General features: G+C 59.8%; 23 protein-coding genes and 1 tRNA gene. 11 read left to right on the forward strand and 13 right to left on the reverse strand.

The genetic code is table 11. The features are described from left to right. The 3 genes from secB to PSTU_RS0115485 form a co-directional block, all read right to left on the reverse strand. Positions 1-366: protein-export chaperone SecB (secB, locus tag PSTU_RS0115475; protein WP_019341934.1), on the reverse strand; the 366-nt coding region annotated here is incomplete at its 3' end. A gap of 87 nt (positions 367-453) precedes the next feature. Beyond that, positions 454-708 carry a glutaredoxin 3 gene (gene grxC / locus PSTU_RS0115480; RefSeq protein ID WP_019341935.1) on the reverse strand — a complete coding sequence of 85 codons (255 nt, stop codon included), beginning with the start codon at positions 706-708 and terminating at the stop codon, positions 454-456. A gap of 2 nt (positions 709-710) precedes the next feature. Beyond that, positions 711-1124, reverse strand: a complete 414-nt coding sequence (locus PSTU_RS0115485; RefSeq protein WP_019341936.1) for a rhodanese-like domain-containing protein — start codon at positions 1122-1124, stop codon at positions 711-713. A gap of 141 nt (positions 1125-1265) precedes the next feature. Here PSTU_RS0115485 and gpmI point away from each other — a divergent pair, with 141 nt between their 5' ends. The 4 genes from gpmI (at position 1266) to PSTU_RS0115505 (ending at position 6421) form a co-directional block, all read left to right on the forward strand. Then, positions 1266-2801, forward strand: coding sequence for a 2,3-bisphosphoglycerate-independent phosphoglycerate mutase (gpmI, locus tag PSTU_RS0115490; protein WP_019341937.1), 1536 nt, complete (start codon positions 1266-1268; stop codon positions 2799-2801). Between the two features lie 154 nt (positions 2802-2955). Beyond that, positions 2956-4224: a murein hydrolase activator EnvC family protein gene (locus PSTU_RS0115495; protein WP_019341938.1), complete on the forward strand. Its 1269-nt coding sequence runs from the start codon at positions 2956-2958 to the stop codon at positions 4222-4224. Positions 4225-4267: 43 nt separating this feature from the next. Further along, the gene (locus PSTU_RS0115500; protein WP_019341939.1) at positions 4268-5605 is read left to right on the forward strand and encodes a S41 family peptidase; all 1338 of its coding nucleotides are present in this window, start codon (positions 4268-4270) and stop codon (positions 5603-5605) included. Between the two features lie 15 nt (positions 5606-5620). Continuing rightward, on the forward strand, positions 5621-6421 hold the full coding sequence (locus PSTU_RS0115505) for a divergent polysaccharide deacetylase family protein (protein WP_413771561.1): 801 nt from the start codon (positions 5621-5623) through the stop codon (positions 6419-6421). 7 nt (positions 6422-6428) lie between these two features. On the opposite strand, the gene PSTU_RS0115510 is transcribed toward PSTU_RS0115505, so the two are convergent. The 7 genes from PSTU_RS0115510 to hisB form a co-directional block, all read right to left on the reverse strand. Further along, positions 6429-7175: a substrate-binding periplasmic protein gene (locus tag PSTU_RS0115510; RefSeq protein WP_019341941.1), complete on the reverse strand. Its 747-nt coding sequence runs from the start codon at positions 7173-7175 to the stop codon at positions 6429-6431. 324 nt (positions 7176-7499) lie between these two features. Then, entirely contained in the window at positions 7500-8246 is a 747-nt protein-coding gene (locus tag PSTU_RS0115515; RefSeq protein ID WP_019341942.1) for a substrate-binding periplasmic protein, read from the reverse strand. A gap of 92 nt (positions 8247-8338) precedes the next feature. Next, positions 8339-9109, reverse strand: a complete 771-nt coding sequence (gene hisF / locus PSTU_RS0115520) for an imidazole glycerol phosphate synthase subunit HisF (RefSeq protein WP_019341943.1) — start codon at positions 9107-9109, stop codon at positions 8339-8341. Positions 9110-9183: 74 nt separating this feature from the next. Then, positions 9184-9927, reverse strand: a complete 744-nt coding sequence (hisA, locus tag PSTU_RS0115525) for a 1-(5-phosphoribosyl)-5-[(5-phosphoribosylamino)methylideneamino]imidazole-4-carboxamide isomerase (RefSeq protein WP_019341944.1) — start codon at positions 9925-9927, stop codon at positions 9184-9186. Positions 9928-9962: 35 nt separating this feature from the next. Beyond that, on the reverse strand, positions 9963-10223 hold the full coding sequence (locus PSTU_RS0115530) for a DUF2164 domain-containing protein (RefSeq protein WP_019341945.1): 261 nt from the start codon (positions 10221-10223) through the stop codon (positions 9963-9965). After that, positions 10223-10861: an imidazole glycerol phosphate synthase subunit HisH gene (gene hisH, locus PSTU_RS0115535; protein WP_019341946.1), complete on the reverse strand. Its 639-nt coding sequence runs from the start codon at positions 10859-10861 to the stop codon at positions 10223-10225. The genes PSTU_RS0115530 and hisH overlap by 1 nt, the downstream gene beginning before the upstream one ends. Next, positions 10861-11454, reverse strand: coding sequence for an imidazoleglycerol-phosphate dehydratase HisB (gene hisB, locus PSTU_RS0115540; RefSeq protein WP_019341947.1), 594 nt, complete (start codon positions 11452-11454; stop codon positions 10861-10863). Before hisB ends, hisH begins: the two co-directional genes overlap by 1 nt. Positions 11455-11686: 232 nt before the next feature. Between hisB and panM the strand changes: the two genes are divergently transcribed. From panM to PSTU_RS0115570, 6 genes are all read left to right on the forward strand, one after another. After that, positions 11687-12085 carry an aspartate 1-decarboxylase autocleavage activator PanM gene (gene panM, locus PSTU_RS0115545; protein WP_029404824.1) on the forward strand — a complete coding sequence of 133 codons (399 nt, stop codon included), beginning with the start codon at positions 11687-11689 and terminating at the stop codon, positions 12083-12085. 156 nt (positions 12086-12241) lie between these two features. Next, positions 12242-14467 (forward strand): AsmA family protein, encoded by a 2226-nt coding sequence (locus PSTU_RS0115550; RefSeq protein ID WP_019341949.1) that lies wholly within the window; start codon positions 12242-12244, stop codon positions 14465-14467. Positions 14468-14475: 8 nt separating this feature from the next. Then, the gene (mutY, locus tag PSTU_RS0115555; protein ID WP_237709883.1) at positions 14476-15546 is read left to right on the forward strand and encodes an A/G-specific adenine glycosylase; all 1071 of its coding nucleotides are present in this window, start codon (positions 14476-14478) and stop codon (positions 15544-15546) included. Further along, positions 15543-15815, forward strand: coding sequence for an oxidative damage protection protein (locus PSTU_RS0115560; protein WP_019341951.1), 273 nt, complete (start codon positions 15543-15545; stop codon positions 15813-15815). Before mutY ends, PSTU_RS0115560 begins: the two co-directional genes overlap by 4 nt. A 159-nt stretch (positions 15816-15974) precedes the next feature. Further along, a tRNA-Phe gene (locus PSTU_RS0115565) sits at positions 15975-16050 on the forward strand. Positions 16051-16155: 105 nt separating this feature from the next. Further along, entirely contained in the window at positions 16156-17907 is a 1752-nt protein-coding gene (locus tag PSTU_RS0115570; RefSeq protein ID WP_237709884.1) for a site-specific integrase, read from the forward strand. Between the two features lie 425 nt (positions 17908-18332). Here the strand turns inward: PSTU_RS0115570 and PSTU_RS0115580 are convergent, their stop codons facing one another. The 3 genes from PSTU_RS0115580 to PSTU_RS0115590 all read right to left on the reverse strand — a co-directional run bounded on the left by PSTU_RS0115580 (position 18333) and on the right by PSTU_RS0115590 (position 20802). Beyond that, a complete protein-coding gene (locus PSTU_RS0115580; protein ID WP_019341954.1) occupies positions 18333-18848 on the reverse strand; it encodes a Rha family transcriptional regulator in 516 nt (171 codons plus the stop codon). A gap of 429 nt (positions 18849-19277) precedes the next feature. Beyond that, on the reverse strand, positions 19278-19919 hold the full coding sequence (locus PSTU_RS21085; protein WP_019341955.1) for a hypothetical protein: 642 nt from the start codon (positions 19917-19919) through the stop codon (positions 19278-19280). 265 nt (positions 19920-20184) lie between these two features. Next, entirely contained in the window at positions 20185-20802 is a 618-nt protein-coding gene (locus tag PSTU_RS0115590) for a recombinase family protein (RefSeq protein ID WP_019341956.1), read from the reverse strand. 760 nt (positions 20803-21562) lie between these two features. Here PSTU_RS0115590 and PSTU_RS0115595 point away from each other — a divergent pair. Then, on the forward strand, positions 21563-22837 hold a 1275-nt coding region (locus tag PSTU_RS0115595), incomplete at its 3' end, for an ATP-dependent nuclease (RefSeq protein WP_019341957.1).

A 22837-nucleotide genomic window follows, 5' to 3' on the forward strand; every position in this document is an offset into this window, starting at 1 on the left:
CGCTTCACGCGCATAGGGGAACAGAATGTTCGGGCAGAACGCGCCAAGTGTGTGGCTCATGGCCTGTGCTTCAAGACCCTTGATCAAAAAGATACCGGCCTGCTGCACTTCAGCAATGAACGCTACTTCTTCACCGGTCTTGACCGTTACGGAAAGCGTCAGCACCACCTCGTGGAAATCACCTTCAAGCGACTTCTGCTTGGTGTTCAGATCCAATGCAACGCTTGGATTCCATTCCTGTCGGAAGATTTCCGGGCTCTTCGGGGCTTCGAAAGAGAGGTCGCGGACATAGATCCGCTGCAGGGAAAACTGCGCGCCCTGCTCTTCCTGACCCGCGGCGGCACCGTTGTTTGCTTGTTCAGTCATGTGAAGCCTTCTTGTTGTGCATGTCGTGTTTGAATCGTCCTGCAGGTAGCTGCGCTTGCCGACTGCCTACAGCCCTAATTGGTCGAGTCACGCCTTGAGCATCGCATCCAGGCGGCCTGCCCGCTCCAATGCGTGCAGCTCGTCACAGCCACCGACGTGTTCATCACCGATCCATATCTGTGGCACCGAGGTTCTGCCGGCCTTGGCAGCCATCTCAGAGCGCAAAGCAGGCTTACCGTCAACGGGGATTTCCTCGTAGCTGACGCCTTTGCGGTCAAGCAGGCTCTTGGCCCTGATACAGAACGGGCACCAGGCGGTGGTGTACATGACGACTTTGGACATAATTATTTGACCACTGGCAGATTTTCGCCGCGCCAGCTGGAAATCCCTCCGGACAGCTTCGCGGCAGTGAAGCCCGCCTTCTGCAGCTCACGGCAGGCCGTTCCGGCGTGCTGGCCCATGGCATCGACGACTATTAGCGTCTTGCCCTTGTGCTTTTCCAGCTCGCCCAGTCGGCTGACCAGCTTCTCGTGGGGAATGTTCAATGAATCGACAATATGGCCGGCGTCGAACTCCTTCTTCGCTCGCACGTCCAACACCACGCCTTCGTCGCGGTTGACCAGGCCGGTCAGTTCGCGGTTGCTCAGGCTCTTGCCACCCTTGAGCGACTCGGTGATGGCAAGGAGAACCAGCAACACCAGAAAGATGCTGACCAGAACATAGTGGTTAGAGACAAATTCAATCAGGTTAGCGACCATCTAAAGGGTACCCGGGGGATAAAATGCGGGCCAGTATACACAGCCCCCCCACCAGGCTGAACCCTGCGAATCGTGACGCCCAACCGGCCAACTATTAGACTGGCCGCCTTTTTTCGCGACCCTGTGCAAGGAGCCAGACACATGCCCGCCGCGCCCAAACCCCTGGTATTGATCATCCTCGATGGCTTCGGACACAGCGACAGTGCCGAATTCAATGCCATCCACGCCGCCAACAAGCCCGTCTATGACCACCTGCTGGCCAGCCAGCCGCACGGGTTGATTTCAGGTAGCGGCATGGATGTCGGTTTGCCGGACGGCCAGATGGGCAACTCCGAAGTCGGTCATATGAATCTGGGTGCGGGTCGGGTGGTGTACCAAGACTTCACTCGGGTCACCAAGTCGATCCGCGACGGCGAGTTCTTCGAGAACCCAACCATCTGCACCGCAGTCGACAAGGCCGCGAGCGCAGGCAAAGCGGTACATATCCTCGGCCTGCTTTCCGACGGTGGCGTCCACAGCCACGAGGACCATCTAGTTGCCATGGCCGAACTGGCTGCCAAGCGCGGCGCCGAGAAAATCTACCTGCACGCCTTTCTTGACGGCCGCGACACGCCACCAAAGAGCGCACAGCATTCCATCGAACTGATGCAGGCCACCTTTACCCGCCTAGGCAAGGGCCGCGTCGCGAGTCTGATCGGCCGTTACTTCGCCATGGATCGTGACAATCGCTGGGACCGGGTCGAACAGGCGTACAACCTGATCGTCGACGGCAAGGCCGAACACCACGCCGACTATGCAGTTGACGGCTTGATTGCCGCCTACGAGCGTGGCGAGAGCGATGAGTTCGTCAAGGCCACCACCATTGGCGAGCCAGTCCGCGTGGAGGACGGTGACGCCGTGGTGTTCATGAACTTCCGCGCCGACCGCGCACGTGAGCTGACGCGTTGCTTTGTCGAGCCTGGCTTCAGCGAATTCCAGCGTGCCCGCGTGCCAGCGCTGGCTGGTTTCGTCATGCTGACCCAGTATGCCGCGAGCATCCCGGCGCCAAGCGCCTTTGCCCCGGAAAGCCTGACCAATGTGCTCGGTGAATACCTGGCAAACAACGGCAAGACCCAGCTGCGTATCGCCGAGACAGAGAAGTACGCCCACGTCACCTTCTTCTTTTCGGGCGGCCGCGAGGAGCCCTTTGCCGGCGAAGAACGCATCTTGATTCCCTCCCCGCAGGTCGCGACCTACGACATGCAGCCCGAGATGAGCGCGCCAGAGGTGACCGATCGCATCGTCGATGCCATCGAAAACCAGCGTTACGATGTAATCATCGTCAACTACGCCAACGGAGACATGGTCGGCCACACCGGCGTATTCGACGCAGCAGTCAAAGCCGTGGAGTGTCTGGACAAATGCGTCGGACGGATCGCCGAAGCACTGGACAAAGTCGGTGGCGAAGCGTTGATCACCGCCGATCACGGCAACGTCGAGCAGATGGAAGACGCCATGACCGGTCAGGCACACACCGCTCATACCTGCGAGCCGGTGCCCTTCATCTATGTGGGCAAGCGCAACCTGACCATCCGCGAAGGCGGGGTGCTCGCGGACGTGGCACCGACCATGCTGACCCTGATGGGCATGCCGGTTCCTGCCGAAATGACCGGACGCTCGATCGTAGAGCTGAACTGAAACGTTCACAGTACGGAACGCAACGTCAGCCACCGGTATGCCTGTAAAGGCGTACCGGCTATCGCCTCTGGCATACGCGGCATATGGCGTGCAGCTTGCCCGTGTTTTTTTAGGCATACTACGGCAGTCGTCAAATCCACGGTTACGCCCTTCCATGCCTCGTATTTTTCTCGCGTTAGCGCTTTTCTGCCTGCTTGGTCCAGCCACGGCCGACGAACGCGCAGATGCGCGCAAGCAGATCGAAGCGGCGCGCCAGGACGTCGCCGAATTGCAGAAGCTGCTCAAGCAGATCGAGCAGGAAAAATCTGCGGTCCAGAAGCAACTGCAGACGACCGAAAGCGAAATGGGTCAGTTGGAGAAGCAGGTCGATTCCTTGCAACAGGAAATCGATCGCAGCGAGGCCGAGCTGGAACGCCTCAATGACGAGAAAGCCACGCTTGAAGGCGCCCGTATCGAACAACAACGCCTGATCGGCATACAGGCACGCGCGGCTTATCAGAGCGGCCGTCAGGAATACCTCAAGCTGCTGCTCAACCAACAAAACCCGGAAAAATTCAGCCGCACCCTGACCTACTACGACTATCTCAGCAAAGCCCGTTTCGAGCAGCTCGAAAGCTTCAATGAAACGCTGCGCCAGCTGGCCGGCGTAGAAGCGGGCATTGAAAAGCAGCAGGCAACGCTGGCCGAGCAGCAGGACGGCCTCAAACAACGGCGAGCGCAACTGGCCGAAGTCCGCGAGGAGCGCCAACTGGCACTGGCCAAACTCGATAGAGACTTGTCCAGCCGTGACCAGAAGCTCAAGGCGCGCAAGCAGGAGCAGGCGCAGCTGGAGCGCGTGCTCAAGACCATTGAAGAAACCCTGGCGCGCCAGGCCCGTGAAGCGGAACAAGCGCGCCAACGCGCACTGGCCCTGGCCCGCGAACGCGAGCAGGAACAGGCGCGTCAGCAGCAGGCCGGCCGCCCGTCACCCGTACCGTCGGGCTCGATTGTTTCAAGCGCAGGCGGAAATTTTGGTGGGCCTTTCGCCAAGGCCAAGGGCAAGCTGCCCTGGCCGGTAGACGGGAGATTGGTGGCACGCTACGGCACTCCGCGCGGCGGCGATGCTCGAACCAAGTGGGACGGCGTGTTGATCGGGGCCGACATTGGTACTCAGGTTCGGGCCGTGCACGGCGGCCGCGTAGTATTTGCTGATTGGTTGCGTGGCGCCGGCCTGCTGGTGATCCTCGACCACGGCAACGGCTATCTCAGCCTCTATGGGCACAATCAGAGCCTGCTGCGTGATGCAGGTGACATCGTCAAGGCAGGCGACCCAATCGCCACCGTAGGAACCAGCGGCGGACAAGACGCCGCCGCACTGTATTTCGCCATTCGCCAACAGGGTCGCCCGAGCGATCCGGCACAATGGTGTCGTGCGCAGGGATAGGCCGATCAGGCCGTTAGCGCGCCCCTCATAATTGGAGTCAGACATGCTGCACCTGTGCCGTTTCGCCCAACCCTCCACCCTGGCCCTGACCATCATGCTAGGGATGTACGGTAGTGCCTGGGCGCAGCAATCGCCCGCCGAGATCGCGCCGGAACCGCTCCAGTTGAACGCCGCAACCCAAAAAGCGCCGCTGCCGCTGGAAGAACTGAGGACCTTTGCCGAAGTACTGGACCGGATCAAGGCCGCATACGTGGAGCCGGTCGACGACAAGACGCTGCTGGAAAATGCCATCAAGGGCATGCTCAGCAACCTCGACCCCCATTCCGCCTACCTCGAGCCCGATGCCTTTGCCGAACTGCAGGAGAGCACCAGCGGTGAGTTCGGCGGCCTGGGCATCGAAGTCGGGATCGAAGATGGCTTCATCAAGGTGGTATCGCCAATCGACGATACCCCAGCATCCAAGGCTGGCATCGAGGCCGGCGATCTGATCGTCAAGATCGACGGCAAGCCGACCAAGGGCATGTCGATGATGGATGCGGTCGGCATGATGCGTGGCAAGCCAGGCAGCGACATCTCGCTGTCACTGGTGCGCGAGGGCGGCAAGCCTTTCACGGTCAAGATCACCCGCGCGGTGATCAAGGTAAATAGCGTCAAGAGTCAGCTGCTTGAGCCCGGCTATGGCTACCTGCGCGTCACGCAGTTCCAGATCAATACCGGCGAGGAAGTCGGCAAGGCTCTGGCGAGCTTGCGCAAGGAAAATGGCAAGAAGCTCAACGGATTGGTGCTCGACCTGCGCAACAATCCCGGCGGCGTGCTCCAGGCTGCGGTGGAAGTCTCCGACCATTTCCTGACAGACGGCTTGATCGTCTATACCAAGGGCCGTATCGCCAACTCCGAACTGCGCTTCAACGCGGACGCGGCCGATGCCAGCGAAGGCGTTTCGCTGGTTGTACTGATCAATGGCGGCAGCGCCTCGGCGTCAGAAATCGTGGCCGGTGCCCTACAGGACCAGAAGCGTGGCGTGGTCATGGGAACTGACAGCTTCGGCAAGGGCTCGGTGCAGACGGTACTTCCGCTGAACAACGACCGTGCGCTGAAGCTCACCACCGCGCTCTATTACACACCTAATGGACGCTCGATCCAGGCCCAGGGAATCGAGCCGGATATTCGGGTCACTCGCGCCAAACTGACGCGCGAACAAACTGCCGAAGGTATTCGCGAGGCCGACCTGGCCGGCCACCTCGGCAATGGCAACGGTGGCGCGGAACGCCCCTCTACGGCACCGGTTGTTAGCGAGTCCCCACGCCCTCAGGACGAGGACTACCAACTCGGTCAGGCGCTGAACCTGCTCAAGGGGTTGAACCTCACCCGCGGCCAGTAGTTGATGCCCAGGGTTCTGGCTTTGCTGTTGGGAGCATTGGTTCCGCTTGCGGCTGTTTGCGCAACGGATACCGCGCCCCATAACAACCGCGAGGCGGTCGACCTGGCATCCGTTTCGCGAATGCCAAAGCTGGCACTGGTCATGGATGACCTCGGCCAGAACCCGGCACGCGATGCACGCGTTCTGGCCTTACCCGGCCCAGTGGCCATGGCGATTCTGCCGGATACCCGGCACGCCACGAAGCTGGCCCAGCGAGCCAACGCGGCCGATAAAACAGTCATGTTGCATCTGCCCATGGCGCCCGCTGACGGGCCTTACGCCTGGCGACCACAACTGCCTGCAGCGGAGCTTGACCGACGGCTGACCGACGCCCTGGCGAAGGTGCCGCATGCCAGCGGCGTTAACAATCACATGGGCAGCCAGATGACCGACCGCCAAGAGCCCATGGCAGCACTCATGCGCGAGCTGCAACAGCGCCACCTGTTCTTTCTCGACAGCCGTACCAACGCAGCGACCGCTGCAGCCGCAAGCGCGCAACGCATCGGCTTGGCGAGCCTGTCTCGCGACATCTTTCTCGATGACGACCCCAGCCCTGAAGCCATTGCCGGGCAGTTTCGCGCCGCCGTACAACTGGCTCGAGAGCAGGGTTCGGTAGTAGTGATCGGTCATCCTTACCCGGCGACGCTTGCCCTGCTGGAGCGCGAGCTGCCGAAGCTGAGCGCTCAGGGCATCGACTGGGTGGGCATCGGTCAGATGATTGCCACGCGAGGCAATCGCGCCATGGTCGCCCACGGCGCGAACGGCCTGTACAGATGAGGCCCGGTCAGAGATAACGCCGCATGATGGCGTCGATCGCGCCGTCGCTCTTCATCTCATTCAGCGCTTTTTGCAGCCGCGTAACCACTTCATCTGGCGTCTGCTTGTTCAACGCAAGAAACAGCTGCGCGTCGTTAAAACGCAATACCGTGGTCAGCCCGCTTACCCCTTCCTGCTTGGCCAGATAGGGTCCGACTGGATCGGTTGTCGCCCACAGATCTATCTGCCCCTTGAGCAGCTTGCTGATGTTTTCCTGATCGCGCAGTGAGTTGACCGGCTCGAAACCTTTGCTTTCCAAATGCTGGCTAACCGCGTCGTTCTTGTATGCGCCGATCTGGTACTGATGCGCCTGCTCGAGTGAACTCAGCCGCAGCGAGCTACCGGCCGGGGCCAGCAGCACCCATCCAGTACTGGCCAGCGGACCGACCCATTTGAACAACGGCTCACGCTCAGGCGTGTAAGTGGTAGAGAACAGCCCCTGATCCGGGTGTTCTAGCGCCTGGTTATAGATACGTTCCCAGGGGAAACGCAGCGTCAGGCTGTAAGCGATCCCGGCACGCTTGAACATCTCGCGTACGATCTCGGCGTTGATTCCACTGATGTTGCGGTCTGCTGCGTAATTCTTGCTGTCCGCCGCCATGTTGAACGGCGGGAAATTCTCGGTCAGCAGCACCATTTTGTAGTCATCTGGAAGTGCTGCCCTGGCCGAGGCGGCCATCAACAGCAACAGCCCGGCCACTAGAACTCGTCTCATCGCTCCCTCCCCCTGCGTGCTGACATCCAAAGCGACACCGCACTGACTGCTGCCAAGCTGGGTTCAGACGTATGTCGCACCTTTAGGTGTAGCAACTTGCGAACCAGCCGTAGCGGGGCTACAACAGAAGTGGGACGAGCCGCACAAATTCAGTGTTCATTTTGCAATCAGCCGCGGATCTGCGCTGTGCGACGGAGACACGGAAAGAGGTTCCTATCGGCACGCTAGAAGGAAAGCCAGCACAGCGTTCCGAAACAGCGCACCGCCGCGCCGCAACGCTACGATTCGGAACAGCCTGAGGTGACCCGCCTCCAGACCGGCCGCTTACAGATAGCGATCCTGAATGGCCGCTAGCGTGCCGTCAGCACGCATCTGCTCCATCGCAGCCTGCAGCTTGGCCACGGTGTCTTCCGAAATGCCTTTATTGAGCGCCAGATAGAGCTCCGCGCTGTCGAACTTCAGCACTCGCTTCAGCCCGGTCACACCTTGCTGCTTGGCCAGATAGCGCCCAGCGGGATCGCCGGTGGCCCAGAGATCGATCACGCCGCTCTGCAGCTTATCCACGTTAGTTTGGTCGCGCAGGACCAGCGAAGGCTGCAGCCCCTGCGCCGCGAGGTGCTCGGCGATCGCATCACCGCTATAGGCACCGATGCGGTATTGGCTTGCCTGCTCCAGGTTGTCCACCTTGATGGTGCTGTCGCCGCGCGCCAGCAGCACCCAGTCGTCCGGTCCGATCGGCCCCACCCACTTGAAGAGATCTTCCCGCTCAGGCAATCGCGCAGTGACGAATACGCCGTAACCCGGCATTTCCAGGGCCATCTTGTAGATACGCTCCCAAGGGAAACGCAGCGTCAGCGTGTACTCGACACCGGCACGCCTGAACATTTCGCGGACGGTATCGGCGGCAATACCGGTGATGTTTTCGTCGCGCGCGAAGTTCTTGCCGTCGACCGCCATGTTGTAGGGCGGGAAATTCTCGGTGAGCAGGTTGATCGGCTCCGGCGCGGACTGCGCGGCGAAGGAAATCAGCGAGAGACTGGCGATCAGCGTTAACAGCGTGTTCTTGAACATGGCGCGGTTCCTTGACATGGCAGCCGCGGCATGTCGCGGCTATTCCTTGAATGACTCTAAGCGCAGCTCCGGGCAGCCTGCGATGTGCCGGATCAGCGCATCACGATGCCGCAGCTGGCCATGTAGGCCTTGGCTTCCGGCACGGTGTACTCGCCGAAGTGAAAGATGCTCGCGGCGAGTACCGCATCGGCCTTGCCTTCAAGGATGCCGTCAGCCAGGTGTTGCAGGTTGCCGACGCCCCCTGAAGCGATCACCGGAATGTGCACGGCCTCGCTGATGGCGCGCGTCACGCCCAGGTCGTAGCCGCTCTTTACGCCGTCCTGGTCCATGCTGGTCAGGAGGATTTCGCCCGCACCCAGCGCTTCCATCTTCTGCGCCCAGAGCACAGCGTCGAGCCCGGTGGGCTTGCGGCCGCCATGGGTGAAAATCTCCCAACGGCCTGGCTCGCCGGGCTTCGAGACGCGCTTGGCGTCGATCGCCACGACGATGCACTGCGAGCCGAAGCGATCAGCGGCTTCACCGACGAACTCCGGCGTGAACACCGCGGCAGTGTTGATCGAGACCTTGTCGGCGCCAGCATTGAGCAGGTTGCGAATATCCTGCACCGAGCGCACACCGCCGCCGACGGTCAGCGGAATGAACACCTGGCTGGCCATGCGTTCGACGGTGTGCAGCGTGGTGTCGCGGTTGTCGACGCTGGCGGTGATGTCGAGGAAGGTAATCTCGTCGGCACCCTGCTCGTCGTAGCGGCGGGCGATCTCCACCGGGTCGCCGGCATCGCGGATGTTCTCGAACTTGACGCCCTTGACCACGCGGCCGTTGTCCACGTCGAGGCAGGGGATGATGCGTTTTGCCAAAGCCATAGCGGATTTCCCGTAGGGTGGGTGCAACCCACCAATGTATGCAGCGTTTGCGGTGGGCTACGCCCACCCTACGTTTACTCGTCTTTGAACTTCAGATCGCAGAGCGCCTGCGCTTCGGCGACGTCGAGGGTGCCCTCGTAGATCGCGCGGCCAGTAATGGCGCCGATGATGCCGAGCGTGTTGGTGTCGAGCAGCTTCTGGATATCGCCAATGTTATGAATGCCGCCAGACGCGATCACCGGGATGCGGCTGGCGTTGGCCAGGGCCACTGTCGCCTCAACGTTGCAGCCCTGCATCATGCCGTCCTTGGCGATGTCGGTGTAGACGATCGCCGAGACGCCATCGGCCTCGAACCGTCGGGCCAGATCGACGGCCTGCACACTGCTGACCTCGGCCCAGCCGTCGGTGGCCACGAAGCCGTCCTTGGCATCAAGGCCGACGATGACTTTGCCCGGGAACGCGCGGCAGGCTTCGCCGACGAATTCCGGCTGCTTCACCGCCTTGGTGCCGATAATCACGTAGCTGACGCCGGCGCGCACGTAGTGCTCGATGGTTTCCAGGGAGCGAATGCCGCCGCCGATCTGGATCGGCAGGTTCGGGTAGCGCTTGGCGATCGCGGTCACCACTTCACCGTTGACCGGCTGGCCCTCGAAGGCACCGTTGAGGTCGACCAGATGCAGGCGACGGCAGCCGGCTTCGACCCACTTCGCGGCCATGGCCACCGGATCATCGGAAAACACCGTCGCGTCATCCATCAGGCCCTGACGCAGACGCACGCAGGCGCCGTCCTTGAGATCGATGGCGGGAATAATCAGCATGGCTCGAACCTGTTCAAATCAAGTGTCGGTTAAGGTCAGCTCTTCTCGAGCGCCCACAAGTCGCTCTCGATGCTTTCGAACCTGTCTTTCAGGTGCGTCTGCACGTCGAAAATCGCCTTGTTGTAATACAGCGGAGCGATCTCCCGCGCGAACAGATCGAGCACTTCCTGCGCTTCGAACGAGCCCAGCTCCAGTTCGAAACGGTCTTCCAGAAAGCGCTTGAGGGTCTGTTGCGCGGCCTGCTCCTGAGCGGAATCCAGCGTCAGGACTGGCGCCTTTGGCTTGGACCGGCTCATTACCAGCGGCCATCCCAGGCGGCAAAATTCTGCAGCAGCTGCAGGCCGTGGGTGTGGCTCTTTTCAGGGTGGAACTGCACGGCGAAGCGCGAGCCGTCGGCCAGTGCGGCGGCAAACGGCTTGCCGTAGCGACCCCGCCCGACGACCTGGCGCGGCTGAGCCGCCTCGACGTAATAGCTGTGAACGAAATAGAAACGGCCGTCAGCTGGGATGTTGTGCCACAACGGATGGCTGACCGCTTGCTCCACCTCGTTCCAGCCCATGTGCGGCACCTTTAGGCGCTCACCATTTTCTTCCAGATCCTTGCCGAAAAAGCGCACCCGACCTGGAAACAAGCCAATACAGTCAACGCCGCCGTTCTCTTCGCTATGTTCCATCAGCGCCTGCATCCCCACACAAACGCCAAGGAACGGCCGATCCACGCTGACCTCGCGGACCAGCTCGTCGAAGCCCAGACGACGGATCTCGGCCATGCAGTCGCGAATCGCGCCCACGCCGGGAAACACCACGCGGTCCGCCTCGCGGATCACCTGCGCATCGCTGGTGATCAGTACCCGACCGGCACCCACATGTTCGAGCGCCTTGGCGACCGAATGCAGGTTGCCCATGCCGTAATCGATGACTGCGACGGTCTGCATTACAGGCAACCCTTGGTCGATGGCATCTGCCCGGCCATGCGCTCGTCCAGCGTCACGGCCATGCGCAACGCGCGGCCGAAGGCCTTGAATACGGTTTCGATCTGGTGATGGGTGTTGTGCCCGCGCAGGTTGTCGATGTGCAGGGTGACCAGCGCGTGGTTGACGAAGCCCTGAAAAAATTCCTGGAACAGATCGACATCGAAGCCGCCGACGGTGGCTCGGGTATAGGGCACATGCATCTGCAGGCCCGGGCGACCGGAGAAATCGATGACTACGCGCGACAGCGCCTCGTCCAGCGGCACGTAGGAATGGCCGTAGCGGGTCATGCCCTTCTTGTCGCCCACCGCCTTGGCGAAGGCCTGGCCGAGGGTGATGCCGACGTCTTCAACGGTATGGTGATCGTCGATGTGCAGGTCGCCCTGACATTCGATGTCGAGATCGATCAAGCCGTGGCGAGCGATCTGATCGAGCATGTGCTCGAGAAAAGGCACGCCGATGGCGAAGCGGCTCTTGCCGGTGCCGTCCAGGTTGATGGTGGCCTTGACCTGGGTTTCCAGGGTGTTGCGCTCTACGCAAGCCGTACGTTCGGACATCAACAGCTCCGCTGATCATCGGGCGAAAAATGAGCCGCATTATAGGCCCAAACCCACCCTCGTCGATACGCGACCGGCTGCTCGGCTGCTGCAAACCGTCCGCTTGCTGGCCGAACAGCTGCAGACGGCTAACCGCCCAGCGTCGCCACGGCCCGCCGACCGGCAGCGCTGTCGTGCGCCGGTGAGCCACCACGGTTATGCTTTCGCCATCCAACACAACAGCCAGGTCAACATGCCCGTATTCGTTGAAGCCATAACCGAGCCCACCCAGCAGGACCGCATCGATCTGGCGAAAATCTTCGCCGACGCCCCAGCCTGGCTTCTGACGCCCTACCCGGATGCCTCGGCGCTGATCGAAGCCGGGCTGGCCGATCACAGCCTGATAGCCGGTCGTTTCAATGACCGTCTGCTCGGCGCCGCCCTGCTGCAGCGCGGCTCGCCCAACTGGCACCTTTCCCACCTGTGCGTGCGCAAGCTCACGCGACGTCGCGGCGTAGGCTCGCGGATGCTCGAAGAGAGTCGGCGGCTGGCCGGTGAAGCCGGGCAGGGTTTGCATCTGGCGGCACCGGCGGAACAGCTAGAGGCCCAAGCATTGGCCGCACGGGCACATCTGCCGCTCGACCCAATCTAAGCGCTACAGGCGTTTCACGAAGCTGTGATTGACTGCGCCACCGCGCCCACAGGAACCCAGGCGCAGGTAGCCACTCCAACGCCAGCCACGGCTAAAGCCGTGGCTCGTGACGCTATACTCGCTGCTTTTGAAATGCCAAACACAAAGGACCTGTCCATGAAATCGCTCGGCAAGATCCTGGGCCTGGTAATCCTCGGGTTGCTGCTGCTCATCGTCGCATTGGGCTTTGCCCTGACCCACCTGTTCGACCCCAACGACTACAAAGACGAGATCCGCACACTCGCTCGCGAAAAGGCCGGGCTCGAACTGAACATCGCTGGCGACATCGGCTGGAGCCTGTTTCCCTGGCTCGGCCTGGAACTGCACGACACCACCCTGGCCAGCGTGCAAACCCCCGAGCAGCCGTTCGCCGACCTGCGCATGCTGGGGCTGTCGGTCAGGGTACTACCGTTGCTGAGCCGCGAAGTGGAGATGAGCGACATCACGCTCAATGGGCTGAACCTGACGCTCAACCGCGATGAGAAGGGGCGCGGCAACTGGGAAGGCGTGGGCCGTCCGGCCACTAGCGAAACGCCGCCAGCCGAAGCGCCACCCGCAGAACCGGTCGAACCCCAGGATAACGAGCAGACTGCGGGCAGCGCCAGACGTCCGCTGCAACTGGACATTGACAGCCTGACCATCAGCGATGCACGGGTGACCTACCATGACGCACAGAGCGGACAGCAGTTCAGCGCCGAAGGCATCGAGCTGACCACCGGGGCCATCCGAGAAGCCACATCGATTCCGGTCAAGCTCAACGCCTTTTTCGGCAGCAACAAGCCGGTGATGCGCGCTCGCACTGAATTGCAGGGCGCGTTGCGCTTCGATACCAAGCTGCAGCGCTATCAGCTGGAAGACCTGCGCCTGAGCGGCGAGGCCTCTGGCGAGCCCCTACAGAGCAAAACCCTCTCCTTTAGCGCGCAAGGCCAATTGCTGGTCGATCTGGCTGCCGATATCGCCGAGTGGACCAGCCTAAAGTTCACAGCCAACCAGCTTCGCGGCCTTGGCGAGCTGAAAGCCCGCGACCTGCAAGACCAACCAAAGCTTAGCGGCGCACTGTCAATCGCCGAGTTCAACCTGCGGGAATTCCTCGAGGGCGTTGGGCAACAGCTCCCACCCATGGCCGACAGCACCGCCCTGAGCGAAGCGGAGCTGGTCACCCGTCTTGCCGGTACCCCGACCAGCCTGACCCTCGAAGAGATCAACCTGAAGCTGGACGGCAGCACCTTTACCGGCCAGATCGCAGTCAGCGATTTTGCCAAACAAGCCCTGCGCGCCGACCTCAAAGGCGACAAGTTGAACCTTGATCGCTATCTGCCGCCACCAGAAAAGGAAGACCCTTCCAGCGCCGCGCGTCAGAGCGAAGTCAAAGCCACCGAAGCGGCAGTGGTCGGCAGCGGCACCACCCCGCTACCTGACAAGCCCACTCAGCAAGCCTGGAGCAGCGCCTCCGTCCTGCCGATCAGCGCTTTGCGCAGCCTGGATACGCGCGTCAGCCTGAATATCGACAGCCTCATCGCAATGAAGCTGCCGGTAGACAACTTCGCACTCAAAGCGCGCACAGCGGGCGGGATGCTGACCCTGGAACAGTTGCGCGGCGGGCTCTACAACGGCCGGCTGGAAGCCTCGGCGAGCCTCGATGTTCGACCGCAGGTACCGTTGATCACCGCCCAGACCCGCCTGGCCCGCGTCCCGATCGAAGGCCTGCTGAAGAGCCAGGGTGAACAGGTGGTAATCAAGGGCCTGGTCAACCTGGACAGCGACCTCCGTACCCAGGGCAACAGTCAGCAGGCCTGGATCGACAACCTCAACGGCAAGATTGGTTTCATCATCGACAACGGCATCCTTGTCGACGCCAACCTCGAGCAGCAGCTCTGCCGCGCCATCGCCACGCTCAACCGCAAGCCGCTGACCAGCGAGCCGCGCGGCAAGGACACGCCTTTCCGCGAGCTGAAGGGCAACCTCACCCTAAGCAACGGCGTAGCCAGCAACCCGGACCTGAAAGTCAGCATTCCCGGCCTCACGGTGAACGGCAACGGCGATGTGGACCTGCGTGTGCTGGGCATGGACTACCGCATCGGCATTGTCATCGAGGGCGACAAGGGCGAAATGCCCGACCCGGCCTGCGCGGTCAACGAACGCTATGTCGGTATCGAATGGCCGTTGCGCTGCCGCGGCCCGCTGGAGCTGGGAGCCAAAGCCTGTCGCTTCGACAAAGACGGCCTCGGCAAGATCGCCGCCCGACTCGCCGGTGACAAACTCAACGAGACCATCGAAGAGAAGCTGGGCGACAAGGTCAGCCCCGAACTGAAGGACGCACTGAAGGGCTTGTTCAACCGATGATCGCGCAGGTGTTTAGCAACGAGGAGTTTGGCGCCGCCGTTCTCGACTGGTACGACCGCCACGGGCGCAAGGATCTGCCCTGGCAGCAAGGCATCACGCCCTACCGTGTGTGGGTGTCGGAGATCATGCTGCAACAGACCCAGGTCAGCACCGTGCTCGGCTACTTCGACCGGTTCATGGACGCGCTCCCCTCGGTCGAGGCGCTTGCTGCCGCGCCGGAAGACGAAGTGCTGCATCTATGGACCGGCCTGGGCTACTACAGCCGCGCCCGCAACCTGCACAAGACCGCCAAACTGGTCGTCGCCGAGCATGGCGGCAAATTCCCGCAGAGCGTCGAACAGCTCGCCGAACTGCCCGGCATCGGTCGATCCACCGCAGGCGCCATCGTCAGCCTGAGCATGGGCCTGCGCGCGCCGATACTCGACGGAAACGTCAAGCGCGTACTGGCCCGCTACGTCGCACAGGAAGGCTACCCAGGTGAGCCGAAAGTCGCGCGGCAACTCTGGGACGTTGCCGAACGCCTGACCCCGCAGAGGCGCGTCAACCATTACACCCAGGCGATGATGGACCTGGGCGCGACACTCTGCACGCGCAGCAAACCCAGCTGCCTGCTCTGCCCGCTGAAGGCAGGCTGCCGCGCCCATCTGCTGGGCCGCGAAACCGAATTCCCAGTACCCAAGCCCCGCAAGACATTGCCGCGCAAACGCACCCTGATGCCGCTGCTGGCTAACCATGAGGGCGCCATCCTGCTCTACCGGCGTCCGTCGACCGGCCTTTGGGGCGGACTCTGGAGCCTGCCGGAACTGGACGATCTTTCCGCCCTCGACCCGCTCGCCGAACGCCACGCGCTGCAGCTCCAAGGGCGCCGCGAGCTGCCGGGCCTGACCCATACCTTCAGCCATTTCCAATTGGCTATTGAGCCCTGGCTGATCAGAGTCAAGTCCGAAGCTCACGCCGTGGCCGAGCCAGACTGGCTCTGGTATAACCTCGCCACCCCGCCGCGGCTGGGGCTCGCCGCCCCGGTGAAGACGCTGCTCAAGCGTGCCGCCGCTGAATTGAACGCAGGAGAGATGTCATGACCCGCACCGTGAACTGCCGCAAATACAAAGAAGAACTGCCCGGTCTTGAGCGCCCGCCTTACCCTGGCGCCAAGGGCGAGGATATCTACAACAACGTCTCGAAGAAGGCTTGGGACGACTGGCAGAAACACCAGACCATGCTGATCAACGAGCGCCGCCTGAACATGATGAATGCCGAGGATCGCAAATTCCTGCAGACCGAGATGGACAAGTTCTTCTCCGGCGAAGAATACGCCCAGGCCGAAGGCTACGTGCCGCCGAGCGAGTAAACATTCGCAGCCTTGGCGCAGCATTGGCACGCGCCAAGGTCTGCTGCAACGACGAGGCTGCAAACCGCTCATACCTATCGCTAAATGCCCGATCTAGCTAAATATTTTCAAACCCGCGCTTGACAGGCAAAAGCCAAATCCGTCTAATAGCGCCCCGTTGCCCAGGTAGCTCAGTCGGTAGAGCAGGGGATTGAAAATCCCCGTGTCGGCGGTTCGATTCCGTCCCTGGGCACCATTACATGTAAGCCCCTGATTCCGCGAGGTCTCAGGGGTTTTCTCGTTCTGGAGTAGCTGTAACCCGCCCCACTTGAGTACACACGGCGGGTACACGATGGCTTTTATGGCTCAACCCTGGCAAGACCCACGAAGCGGCATCTTCTACATTCGCCGCCGCGTCCCAAAGGACGTGAAGCACCTCCTCCCCGAACTTGGCGAGTTCTACAAACGCACCCTAAGCACTAATTCCAAGCAGGATGCTAAAGCTCGTTTCGCTGCAGAGTGGACGAAATCAGAAGAGCTGTTCGCCCTCGCTCGCCTTCAGAGCCAAGGGACATACCAACCGACCGCTGGGGATGCCGTCCAACTTGCTGCGCGCTGGGCGAAACGAGAGCTCGAAGACAGCGACCTGAATGCCAGCTTCAATGATTGGCTTATCTGTTTCGATGACGGCACCGTCGAAACGATCGGATCGTTTTTTGGGTCAGGAAAAGCGCGAGACCTTTTGAAGCGAAAAGATTTCAGCGCCACCCGCAAGGGCATGCTCGATAAACATATCGCCAGCGAACTCCACAGGCACAATCTCCCGCCACCCACGCCCGGTTCCGCCTTCGAAAGCCACCTTCAAGAAGCCTTCCTCGCCAAGGAACTGGAGCTCTCGGAGGTCGCCTACAAGCGGTACTATGACGACCACGCCGCTGCCTTGGCCATGCCCGCAGAGACACCGCTAAGCTCGGAGGTGGTGCGCAGCCCACGAGCCGAGGACAAGCTGTTACAGGTGTTCGAAGCCTGGGCCCGCTGGACCAATGACACAGATGGTGATAGTCGCGATGTCCGCAAGCGCATCGGGGAATACCAATCGACTATCAATCGTTTCATTGAGCTTTTTGGTGACCTACCCGTTAAACGCATCAAACGGAAAACTGTTGAGGAGTTCCAAGGGCTCCTACGTCGGCTTCCGAGCAAAGGTGACGGTATACGGTCCCTGAGCGCTCCAGAGCAGATCGCTAAGGCCGATGCGCTCGACTTACCCCGTCTGAGTACTGTAACGGTCAAGAATCGCCTCATGGCGCTCTCAGCGATCCTCAGCTACGCAGTTCGCATGGAATACCTCGACGAGAACCCGGTGACCGCTTCTGGCATAACGCAGCAGCTCGCCAAAGCCAGCCATAAGGCCACTCGAACAGCGGCCCGCAAGAGTTATACCAGTACCGAACTCGTCCAGATTTTCTCCAGTTCCGCCTTCCGGGGCGAATGGATACCTCCACGCGCCTCCTTCGGAAAAGCTTGGTTCTGGCTGCCACTCCTTCTTTGCTATTCGGGTGCCCGCCGTGAAGAGATCGCACAGATGCGAGCAAGCGAGGTGAGGAAGAGCGAAGACGGGATCTGGTATCTGGACCTAATGTCGACACCGGAAGAGGACGGAAACGACAAGCGCACCATGAAGACGCTCGGTAGCCACCGGGCGGTTGCTTTACACCCAGACCTTATCGAACTGGGCTTCTTGGACTATGTCGCCGCGCTCCCCCAGGGCGGGCAGCTATTTCCTTTACTGACCCCAAACCCCGATGGCTGGTATGGACATAACTTCGGTAAACGCTGGGGTGAGTACCTGAAGAAAGTCGCGGATCTGCAATCCCCTGTTAGGCCGTCTCATGGCTTCCGCCACGCATTCAAAACGATGTGCCGAGAGGCAGGGGTCCCCGAAGAGATTCATGATGCAATGACGGGACATGACAATGGCTCTGTCAGCCGAAAATACGGTGAGCGCCATTTGCTCCGCGTTCAGCTTGAGCACTTGGCAAGACTCCCAAGCATCGCTCGGCTGGCTGGGCTTTTGGAGCGACCAGAAGGTGCTATCGAGACCTACAGATAGGCAAAGGCACCCTACCCACAAAATATCCTACTGGTGTGGTAGGGCACTGCAAAGCTCCAGGACTCGTTGTAGCTGGTAAACACCAACGGAGGTCGAGGAGCTATCAAGTGAAATCCAGCGGCTCCCTGGTGGCCCTCTTGGTGATGCTCAGGGGCGAGCTGTTAGGTCGAACCGGATAGGCAGCAGCATGGCCTCATGGAACGGCATAGCGGCTCGTTCGAGGATGTCCGCCAGCTCGCCAAAGGGGACCCATGAGGATTGCTTGAGGTACGCCTGAAAGCTATCGAGGGAGTGGCCCCGGTATGGCTTATAAAGGCTCCGCGCCTCGTGGTAGACCAGGCGTGCCTTGGGCGTGCTGAGAGCAGCATTGAGCCGGTCGCAGAGGGCCTGAGGGCACCCTGGGGATGGGATCAGTCGATATCGCATTAGCAGACCTCCCGGCCTTGCTGGCGAGCCTTGCGGTCCTCCGCTTGGGCTTGGCGGCGATACTTCTGGAACTCCTTCTGCTCCGCACTCAGCGGGCGCTTTGGCCCCCTTTTTAAGCTCCTAAGGGATGCTTGGCGAATGTCCTTCTCACGCTCGACCAGATGCACTACAGAAGCTTGAACCGAGACACGCTCAAAGCCAGCGGCCTCCAACTCAAACCAGCGTTTGACGATCAGGTGCGACAGCTTAAAGGAGTACCGGGAGAGCAGCGTAAAGGTCAGCTCCTTATCGAGGATGGTCAGTGGCTGAAGACGGCCATAGCTATCCGGTGCCTGGGTTTCCACAAGCTGACATTGGCTCAAATCTGAGCCGATCTCCTCGACCATCTTTTGGATGTCCCGAAGCACGTTTTTGTGCCGCTTTCCGGTGATCTCTGCGATCTCCTGGGACGACATTCCGGGCAGGCCGTTGAGCGTGGTCGCATAGCCTGTAGCCTTGATTTGTTCGATGTTCATTTGTCTGTTTTCCTTTTGGTAACGCCCTTCAGGTCGCACCCACAGCCGGACATCCAGACCCCAGACAAGGGGAACCGGCGTGGCATGAAAGGCGCTATCAGAAAGACTGGATTGGAGTTGGCCCAGCGACGGGCAATGAGGACAACTTGGGGCTATGTCCTATTAGTGAGGGTTTTAAATCGGTGATGCCCAGGGCGGGTGGAAGACCAGTAGAGGAAGCTTGATGTGGAGCTGTGAGAGCAGCGGTGGTTTGCCCATCAAGTCGGACCCTAAGGGGACCTTGAGGGAGGGGATGATTTTCAATCATGATCCCCGTTCCTTGGTGTCTCCGATGGCAAAGCCGGTTGGTCCTCAGGTTCCTCTACATACATGCGGCGTTAATTCAGGGAGCACTTGGGGAGTCCTTAGTGGAGCACCTGGGGTTGCTTCTTATACATGCGGCGTTAATTCAATGGCGTCGATGCCCATCGCTCGGTGCAGCTTGGCAAGGTCCACCGGGCAAGGCGGGACGGGGTCCGTGTCATCCCAGAACGTCGTCAGCCCAATCGGCAGGTTCCCTTCCATATCGTCAATTAGATGCTTCGGGCGGGACTTCATCAAAAACGGGATGGCCAACTGGATTGCCTTGACGTATCGCTGGGCATGACGCGCTCCGATCCCAAGCAATTCGCTGACGGTAGCCGTGGTGACCACCTCGATGGTTTCGAGAATCAACATCAGACGCTTGACCGAAAGCGGCTTACTAACTTCGGTCGACCCGTGGTCGTGCCAGTCCAGCCGAGCGACGCCCTCGATGATGTCCATAGCAAAGAAGGGGTATCGACCGAAGCCGGTGGTCGGCCCGATCAGTCCCGCGAACAAATTGGTGATGGTCCTGGGCGGACGGCCTCGATTGGATGTTTTCGCGGGGGGCAAGGAGGCAGCAGCGGAAGCCTTGGGCTTGGCGACGTTATTCGCTCTTATTGAAATCAAGAAGTCCGTTCGGTGGCGAATCTTGTTGTCCAGCTCGATAAGCTCGACGGAAGAAAGCAGGGATGGCAGATCGGCGGAAAAGAAAGCTGGGGCGGCCATGGGTGGTCCTCCTGAAAGTGGTTATTCCTTTCAGTGAGGGGTTCTGCCGAGCCGTTACATAGTGAGGGTTTCTGCAAGCCACAGAGCGGCCCCAGGTTGAACGCACCTGACGACCTATCCAACCGCATTGGGCACCTACAGAACGGCCCGTGGTGCCCTTCCTGGCCTTGAGGGTTTTTGGCTACAGCCGTGCTACATGGCGCTTCTACGCTTACAGAGCAGGGGGATCACCCAGCGAGCGCATCAGATTTCACGCAGGACCGCGCTACAACGTCGCTCGGACCCGCTGAACGGTGTTTGTCGAGCAGCCGAGCAGCCCAGCGACCACCCGAATGGACTTCCCCTCACCGAGTAGGGTCCGAATGCGCTTGTGGAGGTCATCGTCTGTTTTCCTTCCCCGGTAGGCTCCTTCGGCTTTCGCCTTCTCGATTCCTTGGGCCTGCCTTCTGCGCCGATCTTCGTAGTCCTTGCGGGCAACTGCGGCCAGCATGTCGAGAAGCATCGTATTGATAGCTGCCAGCATCCTCCCGGTGAAGTCATCCGGTGCCGCTCGGTTTGCGCTCATGGCTTGGTGTGATGTCGGCAAATCAAGGGCAACCACCAGAACGCCCTTCCCCTGTAGTTCGCCGCGAAGCTTGGACCAGTCGGCTTCATTCAGTCGGGCCAGTCGATCCACCTGCTCAACCAGCAGGACATCCCCAGGTTCGCTATCGGCCAGCAGACGGAACAACTCGGGACGCTTGAGGGTGGCACCTGATTCGTTCTCAACATAGTAGCCAGCCACGCGATGCCCGAAGCCCTGGGCGAACTCTCGGAGCTGATCCTTTGCTCGGGTGGCGTCTTGTTCGGTGGTAGATGCTCGGAGGTAAGCGCGGATCATCATGGCGGGAGATGCTCTGTAGCGATTTGGATGTAGCTACATTATGTGCAACGAATAGAATAGTCAACGGGAATTATCGCTACACCCCAAGGCCACGGTTCCGGTTCGGCTCAGGTGTGGCCCTTGATGTATACCCTACAAGCTACCGAAGAGCTCCAAATCGGCACCGGACCACCTCCGGGTCATCAGTAGTTTTACCCACCCAAGCTTTATCTTCAGAACCGCCCTACGAATACCATCATCTGCCGGTCTTTGACATTCGCACGCTTAGCTTAGCCATAACCACAAGCATGGATGAGATCGTCTTTCCAGAGGTGCTCATATCGAAGCCTAAGCGAAGCGATACGACCGCTGCGCCCCTCTCCTTGAGAGCTGGTATGGCCCCAAATGCGTCAACGCTATCGGCCCCGGCCAGTCAAATTGCGCACACCCGAATCGTGCCTGCCTGACGAGCGCAGCTAAGGACTCCACCTACCCTTGCTTGCTCTGACCGTGATGACCTCACAGCCCGCGCAGCGATTGAGCGATCAACCCTGAAGCGCTTCGCTATGGCAGCCAGCCCGGCGGGACACCAACCGCCCCGTTGAATGGCTCAAAGGTAACCTTTGGACGCGAAGAATTTGGCTAAGATCGAACGATTAGTAGCTTCACGGTGATAGGACCATGGGGGCAGCGGGGGAACTATGACAAGATCAATCATTAGAGTAGCTCAACAAAAATTTGCTATGATTTTTGAATAACCATGCAATGAAAGCAGTCAACCATGCACATCAGCAAGATTGAGCTACACAGATTCAAACGATACAACAAAGCCTCAATTAGCCTAAAAAACGGCCTATCTCTTGTTGTGGGAGGAAATAACTCCGGCAAGTCATCCATTTTACAAGCTCTTGCCACATGGCAATTTTGTAGGACTCTAATTGAGATTGAAAAAGGCCCCGCTGGTCTTTTGCAAACTTCTGGCAAAGCCGGCGTAGGCTTAGGTCTCGTAGACTTCACACCTTTACACGTACCTACTCTCGCTCACCTTTGGACCAACCTCAAGACCACGAAGGTAGACGAAAAGGACGGCTATACTCTAAAAATCAAGGTGTACTGGGACACTGCAACAGGCCTGCAGCGTTACCTTGAGATGGGGATGTCAGTAGCCAACGACCGGCTGTTCGTAAAAACAACATCCACAAACCTAAACGCAGAAGAAATTGTGGGTGAAAACGGCGATGTAATTCCGGGAAGTATTCCATTAGTTGCTTATCTGCCACCTTTCGCAGGAATAACTGACCGCGAAGGGCGCCTCACTCCAGCGATGCGAGAGAGGCTTGTGGGCCAAGGACTTTCTGGGGGCGTCGTCAGAAACGCGCTCTATGACCTGCACGAAGAAAACAAACGGCGGCGCGCGCTTTTAATAGAAGGTAGGACGAAGCTAAAAGACCAAGACCTTCAGGCTCTCAGGAAAAGTGATCCTTGGGAAATCCTTGTGAACGCCATGCAAACCTTCTTCGGAACTGATATTAGAATCACTCCCTTCAATGAACGATACCACAGCTATCTGAGAATAAAATGTGTAAAAGGAGAAAGAGACAGCAAGGGTAAATTCAAGTCCCACCCAGGATTTAACGCCCGAGATATCATGGTAGAAGGCCAAGGATTTTTGCAGTGGCTGAGCGTCTACGCCTTGACACTATCTCCAGATGTAAATGTCATTCTACTCGACGAGCCAGATGCACATCTCAATGCTGCGCTACAGACGGACCTTCTCGCATCATTAGAAGAAATCTGCTCGACTCACGATAAGCAATTGCTCTTGGCGACACACTCTCCCGAGCTAATTCGAATACAAGAGCACGAGCGCATTCTGTCCGTATCGAAGAGCTCAACTAAGTACCTTAGCGAATCGGATGGGAAGATTGGTGTTCTTGCTGGAATTGGCACGGTTCACACGCCAACAATCCATGAATTAATGAGGCACAAGCGCATGCTCATACTGGAGGCGCCAAGTGACCTCCGTTTTCTACAAATTCTTGCACGACAGGCGGGG

The sequence above is a fragment of the Stutzerimonas stutzeri SDM-LAC genome, from assembly GCF_000235745.1.
GTDB classification, from domain to species: Bacteria; Pseudomonadota; Gammaproteobacteria; order Pseudomonadales; family Pseudomonadaceae; genus Stutzerimonas; species Stutzerimonas stutzeri_H.

Bases quoted from the DNA above. Each gene is read 5' to 3' on its own strand.
- grxC (WP_019341935.1), bottom strand. From the start codon at position 708: ATGTCCAAAGTCGTCATGTACACCACCGCCTGGTGCCCGTTCTGTATC.
- PSTU_RS0115485 (WP_019341936.1), bottom strand. From the start codon at position 1,124: ATGGTCGCTAACCTGATTGAATTTGTCTCTAACCACTATGTTCTGGTC.
- gpmI (WP_019341937.1), top strand. From the start codon at position 1,266: ATGCCCGCCGCGCCCAAACCCCTGGTATTGATCATCCTCGATGGCTTC.
- PSTU_RS0115495 (WP_019341938.1), top strand. From the start codon at position 2,956: ATGCCTCGTATTTTTCTCGCGTTAGCGCTTTTCTGCCTGCTTGGTCCA.
- PSTU_RS0115500 (WP_019341939.1), top strand. From the start codon at position 4,268: ATGCTGCACCTGTGCCGTTTCGCCCAACCCTCCACCCTGGCCCTGACC.
- PSTU_RS0115510 (WP_019341941.1), bottom strand. From the start codon at position 7,175: ATGAGACGAGTTCTAGTGGCCGGGCTGTTGCTGTTGATGGCCGCCTCG.
- PSTU_RS0115515 (WP_019341942.1), bottom strand. From the start codon at position 8,246: ATGTTCAAGAACACGCTGTTAACGCTGATCGCCAGTCTCTCGCTGATT.
- hisF (WP_019341943.1), bottom strand. From the start codon at position 9,109: ATGGCTTTGGCAAAACGCATCATCCCCTGCCTCGACGTGGACAACGGC.
- hisA (WP_019341944.1), bottom strand. From the start codon at position 9,927: ATGCTGATTATTCCCGCCATCGATCTCAAGGACGGCGCCTGCGTGCGT.
- PSTU_RS0115530 (WP_019341945.1), bottom strand. From the start codon at position 10,223: ATGAGCCGGTCCAAGCCAAAGGCGCCAGTCCTGACGCTGGATTCCGCT.
- hisH (WP_019341946.1), bottom strand. From the start codon at position 10,861: ATGCAGACCGTCGCAGTCATCGATTACGGCATGGGCAACCTGCATTCG.
- hisB (WP_019341947.1), bottom strand. From the start codon at position 11,454: ATGTCCGAACGTACGGCTTGCGTAGAGCGCAACACCCTGGAAACCCAG.
- panM (WP_029404824.1), top strand. From the start codon at position 11,687: ATGCCCGTATTCGTTGAAGCCATAACCGAGCCCACCCAGCAGGACCGC.
- PSTU_RS0115550 (WP_019341949.1), top strand. From the start codon at position 12,242: ATGAAATCGCTCGGCAAGATCCTGGGCCTGGTAATCCTCGGGTTGCTG.
- PSTU_RS0115560 (WP_019341951.1), top strand. From the start codon at position 15,543: ATGACCCGCACCGTGAACTGCCGCAAATACAAAGAAGAACTGCCCGGT.
- PSTU_RS0115570 (WP_237709884.1), top strand. From the start codon at position 16,156: ATGGCTCAACCCTGGCAAGACCCACGAAGCGGCATCTTCTACATTCGC.
- PSTU_RS0115580 (WP_019341954.1), bottom strand. From the start codon at position 18,848: ATGAACATCGAACAAATCAAGGCTACAGGCTATGCGACCACGCTCAAC.
- PSTU_RS21085 (WP_019341955.1), bottom strand. From the start codon at position 19,919: ATGGCCGCCCCAGCTTTCTTTTCCGCCGATCTGCCATCCCTGCTTTCT.
- PSTU_RS0115590 (WP_019341956.1), bottom strand. From the start codon at position 20,802: ATGATGATCCGCGCTTACCTCCGAGCATCTACCACCGAACAAGACGCC.